Origin of the sequence: Kamptonema animale CS-326, assembly GCF_028330895.1 — a bacterium.
Classification (GTDB): Bacteria; Cyanobacteriota; Cyanobacteriia; order Cyanobacteriales; family Microcoleaceae; genus Kamptonema; species Kamptonema formosum.
In genome coordinates, this window is record NZ_JAQMUA010000406.1 from 23,099 (window position 1) to 31,877 (window position 8,779).

Below are 8,779 nucleotides of genomic sequence, written 5' to 3' on the forward strand. Positions count from 1 at the left end.
AGAATTTTATTACTCTGGAAATTATTAGAAAAATGCTGATTTTTAAACATATTAAATCCTTGCCTCTAGTTTGGATAATTACTATAACTGCAATCATTTTTATGATTTGTAGCAGTGTACGTCATGCCCTATTTCAATCAACAGCTTTTGAAATGGGAATTTATGACCAAGTTGCTTATCTCATTAGCCAGGGAGAAACACCATTTTCCTCATTTCTAGGCATTCATCATCTGGGAAATCATGCAGCTTTAGCAATGTATCCATTGGGTTTACTTTACAAAATCTACCCGTCAGTTTACTGGTTATTATTAGTACAAGCAGTATCTTTAGCATTAGGGGCGTGGCCTACTTGGAGTTTAGCACGTCAAGCTGGATTAAATGAATCTAAAGCTTTAGCTATGGCGGCCATGTATTTATTTTATCCAGTAGTTTTTAATATTAACTTGTTTGATTTTCATCCCGAAGTAATGGCAATTCCCGCCCTTTTAGGCGCAATTTTAGCAGCTAAGTTAGATAAAACCTTATGGTTTATTCTGGCAATTATTTGGGTTTTAGCCTGTAAAGATGCCTTATCTCTAACCGTAGCTGCAATGGGAATTTGGCTGTTTTTCTTTGAAAAGAAGCGGTTATGCGGTGCAATTGCACTTGGTTTAGGTGTAGGTTGGTTTATAATTGTCACTCAAGGAATCATCCCACATTTTAAAGGTGGAAAAGGGCCCGGAGGAGTTGGACGCTATAGCTATTTAGGAAACTCAGTTTTTGAAATTGCTGTAAATGTTATACTCAAACCTGGACTGGTCTTAGGTAGAATTTTTTCATGGGATACTTTGCAATATCTTGGTTTGTTATTATTACCAGTAATTTTATGGCTTTCTCCCCGTCAGTTCGCGCCTTTAATAAGTGCTTTACCAGTATTAATCAAGAATATTTTATCTGATATTGATGCTCAACGGGATTTAATTCATCAATATTCTCTCCCCTTGTTACCCTTTCTCTTAGTCGCTGTAATTGCGACATTGGCAGCAAGGGAGAAAACGGGAGGAAAAATACAATTACCAATTACCAATTACCAATTACCAATTACAGATTACCAATTACCTAAAATAATAATTATTTGGTCATTAGTAAGTTTTTTAGCACTAGCTAAGTATGGTTATTTCTGGACAATTTATCTAGATTCTCTCGATACATGGCAAGCAACACGAAATGCAATCGCCCTTGTTCAAACGAAGGGTAGCGTCTTAACTACTGCTTATATTGCTCCTCATTTATCCCATCGCCCAATTATCAAATTAACCAATGCTTCTGTACCCCCTAATAATTTAACTGACTTTGATTATGTGCTTTTAAATCTCCGCCATCCAGGGTGGAATAGTAATAAAGACTTTGCGACTAACTTAGTCAGTCAACTTAAAAATAATCCTCAGTTTCAACTCAATTATCAACAGAATGACGTTTATTTATTCAATCAAAAAAACTAACGCTTAAGTAGCTGGATAGAAATAAACAATGTCATTGCGAGTTGCGAGCGCAGCGAAGCAAACAGAAGCAATCTCAAGGCATTGAGATTGCTTCGATTTACTTAAGTAAATCCACCTAATTAAACATAAGATAAGGATGGCTAAAAAGCTGACTGTATAAACATTCTTCCTTCTCTCCTAGATAACTAAATTTTTCTTCCTTCTTCCTTCTACTTATCCTGTAATTTTCTTACCTCTTTATGCACGCTCATCCCAATTTCTAGCGCCTCATTCAGCAACCGTCCATATTCACTCGCTTGGTTATTGACATCAAAAGCCATTAAAGCAGTTAGATTATTTTCAATATTAACAAATAACTCATAGCGGCGACCAATAAACTCTTGATTTTCTCTGAGTATTCTTTCTGTTCTCAAAGCACAAATCAAACTATCCCTAGTGACATTTAAGGCTTTAATTGCATCGTCTCTGTTAATCAAATTTAGGGGCAAATTACCCACAGCAGTTAACTTATCAATAATATCTACAGCCTTAATCACCTCATTATATTTCTCTACTTCATCCACCAAATTCGCCAAAGCTCCTAGAGGTTTTGCTTTCAACCACATATAAATATTCCAGCCGCAACTCAAGAGAGTAGATAGGACTAAAGTCAATTGTAAAAACTGAAAAAATGCCTGAGTATCTGGTACAGAAGTAGTATTTTTAGCGATTAACAAAGTAATGGGAACTGAAAAAATTAAGGTTAAGCCAAATATCAAAACTTCATTAAAAATAAAAGAGGCAAGTTGTTGACGATCCCGCCTTTTCTTGCCGATCAAACTCTCACGCAGCACAGAAATTCGGTATAAATTACCCATGACAACATCACTCAGAGTTACACCGCTTAACTCTTCTACTTCTTTCTCGGTAATTCTTAACTCCTCCAAATCTGGCTGCATAAGAGTTTCCAATTTCCTAATTAAAAGTTTAGCGATAACCAAGAATTTCAGATATTGCTTGCACGATATTCAGATAAAAGTTGCTGTCTCGGCCGCGAAATAACTCGAAAGGTGCTCCCGGTGCTCCAAAAAAAGGTCTCAGCGTCCAGGCTAATTGACAGCCGACAAAGGCATAAAGTATTAGCCAGAATTTCAAAATCTTGTCGCGAATTTCCTTGCCTTCGGGGTCTTCCTTAGAAAGCAACTGCATACCTTGATATAAAAAATTAACAGCGAGAAAGCCTGTGAGTGAGAAAATCGCAACATTTAACAGTTTAAAAAACTGGTAATCGTAGGTGCTAATTAGAAAAAATAACGATATTGGTGCAAATCCTAAGAGTAAAACTCCAATCAAGGCTACTGCTGTCATTAGCAATGCTAAATATTGCTCAAAGGAGCGCTTGGAACCAAACATTACATTGAAAAAATATAATGTGGGAAAACAGATGATAACTGTGATTATATAAAGAGCTGGCAATTTGATCGCTGACATGATTGCTTGCTGCCAACTATTCGCTGCACCAATGATAGCGCCATAGACGGCGAAGAATACGCAACTGGAAATCAACAGACCTAAGATTTTAGATTGTAGTCTTACGCCTTGGCGGAGGTCTTCGAGGAATTGCTGGCGTTCCCGTAGTAAATCCATCACGATTGAAAAGTATTTCATGCTGTCTCCTTTCGAGCGCTGAGGTTGTTGTCCAATAACTTTTAATATCTTCTCAAGAGTATTACGAAATTCCTGATGTTGGGTTTAATTTCGTTGCACTCAACCTACGGCTTTCGAGCGATGAGATTGCTGTCCAATAACTTTTGAATTTTTACTTCTGACTTGTGGTATAATTATAAGTTTTCCAAAATTACTCACAAGAGAGGGGGCGATTAACGCCCCCTCCTCAAGCCGATCCCAAAGAGCGTGCTAATAGCTTCTTAGTATGCTAGACCCATACTGCGAGTTGTTTCAGCTCCCAGGTAAACCCTAATGCTCAGAAAGTCAGTAGGACAAGCAGTTTCGCACCGCTTGCAGCCAACACAGTCTTCTGTGCGAGGGGAAGAGGCAATCTGACCGGCTTTACAGCCATCCCAGGGCACCATTTCTAAAACATCAAGCGGGCAAGCGCGGACGCATTGGGTACAGCCAATGCAGGTATCGTAGATTTTGACTGCATGAGACATTGAATAAAAGCTCCAAACGAGTCATCAAAATTTGCTGTATCTGCAAGTGAACTGATTCGACGGCGAGCTTCCACCGCTCATCTTTCACAGAGAATCATGGCCTAGTTTACCGCAGTGTTTCCAAGCCAGAAGCTAAAAGGCAGCAAAACTTCACAGTTGTTAACGGTTAAGGATTAGAAACGATATTTTTTACAAAACTTTACAAAAATCAATCTTGTTTTACAATCGATATATTTGACCTAACCCCCAACCCCTTCCCTGCAAGGGAAGGGGAGTAAGATGTCGATTTACGGGCCGGAAAAAACCGCAGCTTCAATATCCTGACGGCTAAGAGAGTATTTGAAAGCTCGTTGAATATCTTGACCGTCGGCTCCAGCGTGAAGGTAGCGGACGGTGAGTTGATCGATGTCTAGGGAAAGTTCTGCTTCCCATGTTGGCCGCTGAATTCGCCAGCAGTGGAGTTCGCTACGGTCTTGTTGGCAACCCCGGTTTTTTAGCCATTGCTCTATTTCTGGCAGGGGATGATTATACAAAGGGGTATCGGGGGAAGGAATGGTCATTGGTAGTTGATGGTTGATAGTTGGTAATTGGAAATTAGTTTTGAATGCGAATCTGCTATTAGCTATTAGCTTTTTGCAAGACACTTTCTATAAAGTTGGGGATGAATCGATCGGGAGCCATAAGCTCGTTGTAAATAGCCCTGTTTTCTAGTTTCATTTCTTGGAATTCCTTGTTGGTGATTTTTTCAAAATGTTCTACTACTAAGTCTCCTATCTTATATAAAGATTTTAGTGGGACTTTGAGCAGATGAATTTTTTCTTCAAAGGGAATTTCTACATCAGTATCTATTACTAAGGGAATGCAACCGGCATTTAAAGCCATATAAAAGCGCCCCGAATAATTGCCATTTGCCCTCACGCACAAGCAATAGTCTGATTTTTTCATGTTGTCTATGAATCTATCTTCTAGTAAAACTCTATTGATATTGGCGGGGTTGTAATAATCTTGCAGGGTATTTGTGATATCAAAATGGCTGTCTATTCGTCGATCTTCTGCCAGTAAATCCATAGCAACTTTTCTCAGTTGATGGCTCATTCCTTTTTTCAGCCTCATGTCTATTTTCTGGGCAAGGTTGCCTTGGGATAATAAAGTTTTTGATAGGGGAAAAGGCAGGCTGTTCCCTATTTTAAAAAATTTACCGACCGCTGATGTAGTTCCACAAAAACCGACAGCAGGTTTTTGAGATCGAGGTAAAATTTCTAGAGCTTCTAACTGAGTTTTAGTTTTTTGATTTGACCAGTAAGGACGCTCTGTCTCAAAAGGTTTTTTTAAGCTTTTATAAAGACCAAAGCGAAGAATGTTTGCTGTTGGTAGATCTAAGGGTGTATCTAAGTCGCAGGTTGCATCTATAATCAATGGCTTATTATAAATTTCAGCTTCTTTAACTGCATCTAAAACAGAGTCATCAAAAACACGGTTTTCTGGATTGAAAACTTTTTTAGGGTAGATGGCTAAATCGCAATCTTTTAAAGAATGTGTTTCAGTCCAATGATTTTCTGCAATCAGCTTGTCAAAGGCTGGATCTCTATTATCCGGTCTGAGAGGCCATAGTAATTCTACACGAGTATCACTAGCTGCATTGAAGGTATAAATTTTCATGAGTTGTTAAGTGGTAGTTAAGGAGGTTTTATGATAGTTAAAATCTTTAACAGAAATAAAAAATAAATTATGCTTTTTTTGAGTTTTATTGTTGATTACCTCGAATTAAGGCGATCGCGATCGCAAGGGCCAGACAACCGAGTAGGGTAAGACCAAGAATTAACAAAATGAAGATTTCTCCGGGTGAGAGGGGGCGATCGGTGGGGTCTAAATAGGCTGAGTCAGAGTTGTTGCGGGAGTCGGAGGGATGGTTTAAGTTGGCTGGGGGTTGAACTACATTTAAGGGTGAATAGCCAATTTTGCGATCGTAGGTGAGACGACGTTCAGGATTGCTGAGGGTGGCATAGGCAAGGTTTAGTTGTTGAAATTTAGGGGTGGCGATCGCTGTTGGCAAATCGGTAGTGTCGGGATGGTAGTGTTTGCTTAGTTTCCGGTAAGCTTGCCGAATTTCTATGCTTGAGGCTGAGGGGTGTAGCCCTAGTAAGCCATAATAGGTCAAGGCCAGAGGGATTTGTCCTGGCATCTTTTGATGTTGGTTTTTTGAAGTTGCCTCCTCCGCTGTCACCGAAGCCCCTTTTTTGCCTGTTTCTAAAATATTTAACTATTTTAGCCGGCTGTTGACCCCTTTAACTGCAACTTTTTTTTGATTGCTATTTTAAATGTGGAGATCGTTTTTCCACTGTCAACTTTGGACTGGGTAGGGAAATTGGGGGATAATATAGCGATAGTATTATAAATATTTAAGATTTTTGTATCAAATATTACATTAAAATTAATAAGTATAAGCCGTTTACTTTAGGCTTTACATTCTAATTTATTAAACTCAATTTTTGGGTTGAATATCAATCGCTCGCTCGTAGGCTTAGCACATCTTCAAGGCTAAGTCCAGTAATTTGGCTAATAGTTGCATCATCTAATCGTAAGAGTAATTGTCTAGCGATCGCCAGCTTTTCTTCGCGTCTCCCTTGTTCTATTCCTTGTTCTATTCCTTCTTGAGCAGCCTTAATAATAGCTCCTTGCTGATCGTAAATAAACAGTTCTCTCCGTTCCAAATCTTCCAGTTCTTCCCGACTTAGATTCACTTGATTCGCAATCTCGAAAGCTTTATGAATTTCGGGAATATTGTCCATTGTTTCTGGTACTGATGTGAGAGTTCTAGCATATTTAATAAAATAAATCCATTTATCAGTCAAGGTTTCAAGTCGATCCTGTTCCTTCGTAAACTTTGGTAATTCAATAAATACTAAATCTATGTCATTTTCGGGATACTTTAAATTGGTACTGACTTCTTTATACACAAACCTGGAAATTAAGCGTTCGCTATTGGCAAACATCTCAAAATCAGTAATTGTCAAAGCAATCACTGGCTTAAGCATTCGATAGCCTTCACCAGTTTGTAACTGGAAAGCGTAAGTCTTAGCGGCATTATACAAAACTCTCTTCCCAAAAGATTGTACATTCAATACCTGCATTTCAATAATTACTAAAGTACCATCTGTGAGTTTAGCTTTCACATCCAGATAAGTATCTTTCAAGCCTTGAACCCTGGGTGGAAGGTTTGGGTTAATAATTTCTAAATCTTCAATGATAGAATTACCTTCATAAATCAGAGCATTGAGAAAGCTAATCAGAATATCTTTGCTTTCTGAGGAACCAAAAATTTTCTTGAAGGCGTAATCCGTTTTAGGGTTGATAAAGATCATAGTAGGAATTAGGTTTTAAACTATTGGTTCTGTGGCTCAGCAACCGACTCGCCCTCACCTAAATTCAGTCAGGCTGCTGATTTTGTTTCTGGTAAGGGTTTGACATCTTCTGTTAAATGTGAATTGGCTAGCGTCAGTATGGGGATATCCGTGCTGTCTTGGCGATCGCTAATCTCTTCCTCCCTGGGAATTTGACAGGAAAGAATGCCATTAACAATGCGATCGCTAACAGGTTCTTCCCAATCTGGTAATGGCTCTATCGGCTGCGGCGGCTGGTTAACAGTTACATCTACGCCCATTTGCTGAAGATTCAAGCTATGAGTTGAGCGACGGTTGACAAGCTCTACCAGCCAAACACTCAATCCTACGGCTGCCATTAGCGGCAAAACAATCCTATAATCCCGCGTCAACTCAAACATCAGCAGAATTGAAGTCAAAGGCGCTCTAGCACTACCTGCGAGCACTGCTGCCATCCCCACCATTGCATAAGCCGGAGGCCCTGCTACGTGACCGCTCATCGCTGGTAGCATTGCCAAAAAGATCCCGTAAGCAGAGCCAAGAGAGGCTCCCAGAAACATCGCCGGGGCAAAGATCCCCCCAACTAAACCACTACCCAAACTCACAGCCGTCATTCCTAGTTTTGCCCCTAATAAAAGCAGCAATAACGGCAAGGAAAATTTGACATCTTGGAGCATGGCTTCCACAGTTTCGTAGCCAACACCCAGGATTTGTGGAAGTTGCAGAGCTACTAAGCCGACGCAGGCCCCGCCAATAATGGGGTGAATCGGTCGAGGAAGCTTTGCCAGCCAAGTAAATCCGGGAATTTTGCCCTGAAAACAGCGGTCAGCAAGTTGAATGGCTTCGGTATAGGCAAGAGAAACACAGCTAGCTAAGAGTCCCAATCCCATATACAGAGGCAATTCTAGGGGGCTGCGGACTTCGTAGACTGGAAGAGCAAAAGCTGGCTGGGCTCCTAAGCTGATTTGAGCGATGACTGCGGAAACGACGGCGGCGAGAAGAACGACGCTGACGGATGAAGTGGCGAAAGTGCTTCCCAGTACGACTTCTAGCGCAAAGAACACTCCGGCAATGGGTGCATTGAATCCCGCAGCAAGTCCAGCGGCGGCTCCAGCCCCCAATAGCAACCGCTGCCGTTCTTGAGAAAGTTGTAGGACTTGAGCTAAGAGCATTCCAAAGTTAGCACCGATTTCAACGCTGGGGGCTTCTGGGCCCAGAGATGCGCCTGTACCCAGGGAAACGGAGGCTGCTACCATCTTGGCGATCGGTTTGAGGGGAGAGAGCTCTTGCAAACCTTGGGAAGCGGCGATCAGGGAGGACATATTAGGGCCAAAATCTCGGAACCACCAGCGCATTAAGCCAATGGCGACTCCGCCAAGGATGGGGATGCAGGCTAATGCCCAAGGATTACCTCCACCTATTACCCCCATAAAGTCTTCCATCATCAAGCTATGGATCAAATGGATTAGGTAATGAAAGGTGACTACCCCTGCCCCTGTGACTCCCCCAATCAGTAAGGAGAGGATCAGCAAGAGGGTTTCTGGGCTGGGATGCAGGCGGTTGAGAAATCGGGTTAGACGTGATGCACGGGTAGTGAGTGTTGGCGGGCAAGGGGGACGCACGCCAACAGGAGGGATGGCAGTCATTGAGGGGCGCTTATTTGTGAGGAGCTTAGATAAATATTAAATTTTATTTCTACTTTTAATTTAGATTAATTTGAGCGGGATTGACAAGTCAGAAAGAAGGGGCTAGGGGCTAGGGGCTA

At 41.1% G+C, this 8,779-nt stretch carries 9 protein-coding genes; 1 reads left to right on the forward strand and 8 read right to left on the reverse strand.

The annotated features are described in order from the left end of the window. The first annotated feature begins 32 nt into the window (after window positions 1–32). Window positions 33–1,481, forward strand: coding sequence for a DUF2079 domain-containing protein (locus tag PN499_RS24030; RefSeq protein WP_272035297.1), 1,449 nt, complete (start codon window positions 33–35; stop codon window positions 1,479–1,481). Window positions 1,482–1,690: 209 nt separating this feature from the next. Here PN499_RS24030 and PN499_RS24035 read toward each other — a convergent pair whose 3' ends face one another. From PN499_RS24035 to PN499_RS24070, 8 genes are all read right to left on the reverse strand, one after another. Beyond that, window positions 1,691–2,419, reverse strand: a complete 729-nt coding sequence (locus PN499_RS24035) for a hypothetical protein (protein WP_272035298.1) — start codon at window positions 2,417–2,419, stop codon at window positions 1,691–1,693. Between the two features lie 28 nt (window positions 2,420–2,447). Further along, on the reverse strand, window positions 2,448–3,128 hold the full coding sequence (locus PN499_RS24040) for an actin-binding WH2 domain-containing protein (RefSeq protein WP_272035300.1): 681 nt from the start codon (window positions 3,126–3,128) through the stop codon (window positions 2,448–2,450). A gap of 260 nt (window positions 3,129–3,388) precedes the next feature. Continuing rightward, window positions 3,389–3,634 (reverse strand): photosystem I iron-sulfur center protein PsaC, encoded by a 246-nt coding sequence (gene psaC / locus PN499_RS24045; protein WP_007355303.1) that lies wholly within the window; start codon window positions 3,632–3,634, stop codon window positions 3,389–3,391. Between the two features lie 287 nt (window positions 3,635–3,921). After that, the gene (locus tag PN499_RS24050) at window positions 3,922–4,194 is read right to left on the reverse strand and encodes a DUF3143 domain-containing protein (RefSeq protein ID WP_007355302.1); all 273 of its coding nucleotides are present in this window, start codon (window positions 4,192–4,194) and stop codon (window positions 3,922–3,924) included. Window positions 4,195–4,252: 58 nt separating this feature from the next. Continuing rightward, entirely contained in the window at window positions 4,253–5,293 is a 1,041-nt protein-coding gene (locus PN499_RS24055; protein ID WP_272035302.1) for an exostosin domain-containing protein, read from the reverse strand. A gap of 85 nt (window positions 5,294–5,378) precedes the next feature. Further along, window positions 5,379–5,816 carry a J domain-containing protein gene (locus PN499_RS24060; protein WP_272035304.1) on the reverse strand — a complete coding sequence of 146 codons (438 nt, stop codon included), beginning with the start codon at window positions 5,814–5,816 and terminating at the stop codon, window positions 5,379–5,381. Window positions 5,817–6,135: 319 nt separating this feature from the next. Then, window positions 6,136–6,996 carry an Rpn family recombination-promoting nuclease/putative transposase gene (locus PN499_RS24065; protein WP_272035307.1) on the reverse strand — a complete coding sequence of 287 codons (861 nt, stop codon included), beginning with the start codon at window positions 6,994–6,996 and terminating at the stop codon, window positions 6,136–6,138. A 68-nt stretch (window positions 6,997–7,064) separates the two neighbouring features. Next, on the reverse strand, window positions 7,065–8,660 hold the full coding sequence (locus PN499_RS24070) for a chloride channel protein (RefSeq protein ID WP_272035309.1): 1,596 nt from the start codon (window positions 8,658–8,660) through the stop codon (window positions 7,065–7,067). Between the last annotated feature and the right edge of the window lie 119 nt (window positions 8,661–8,779).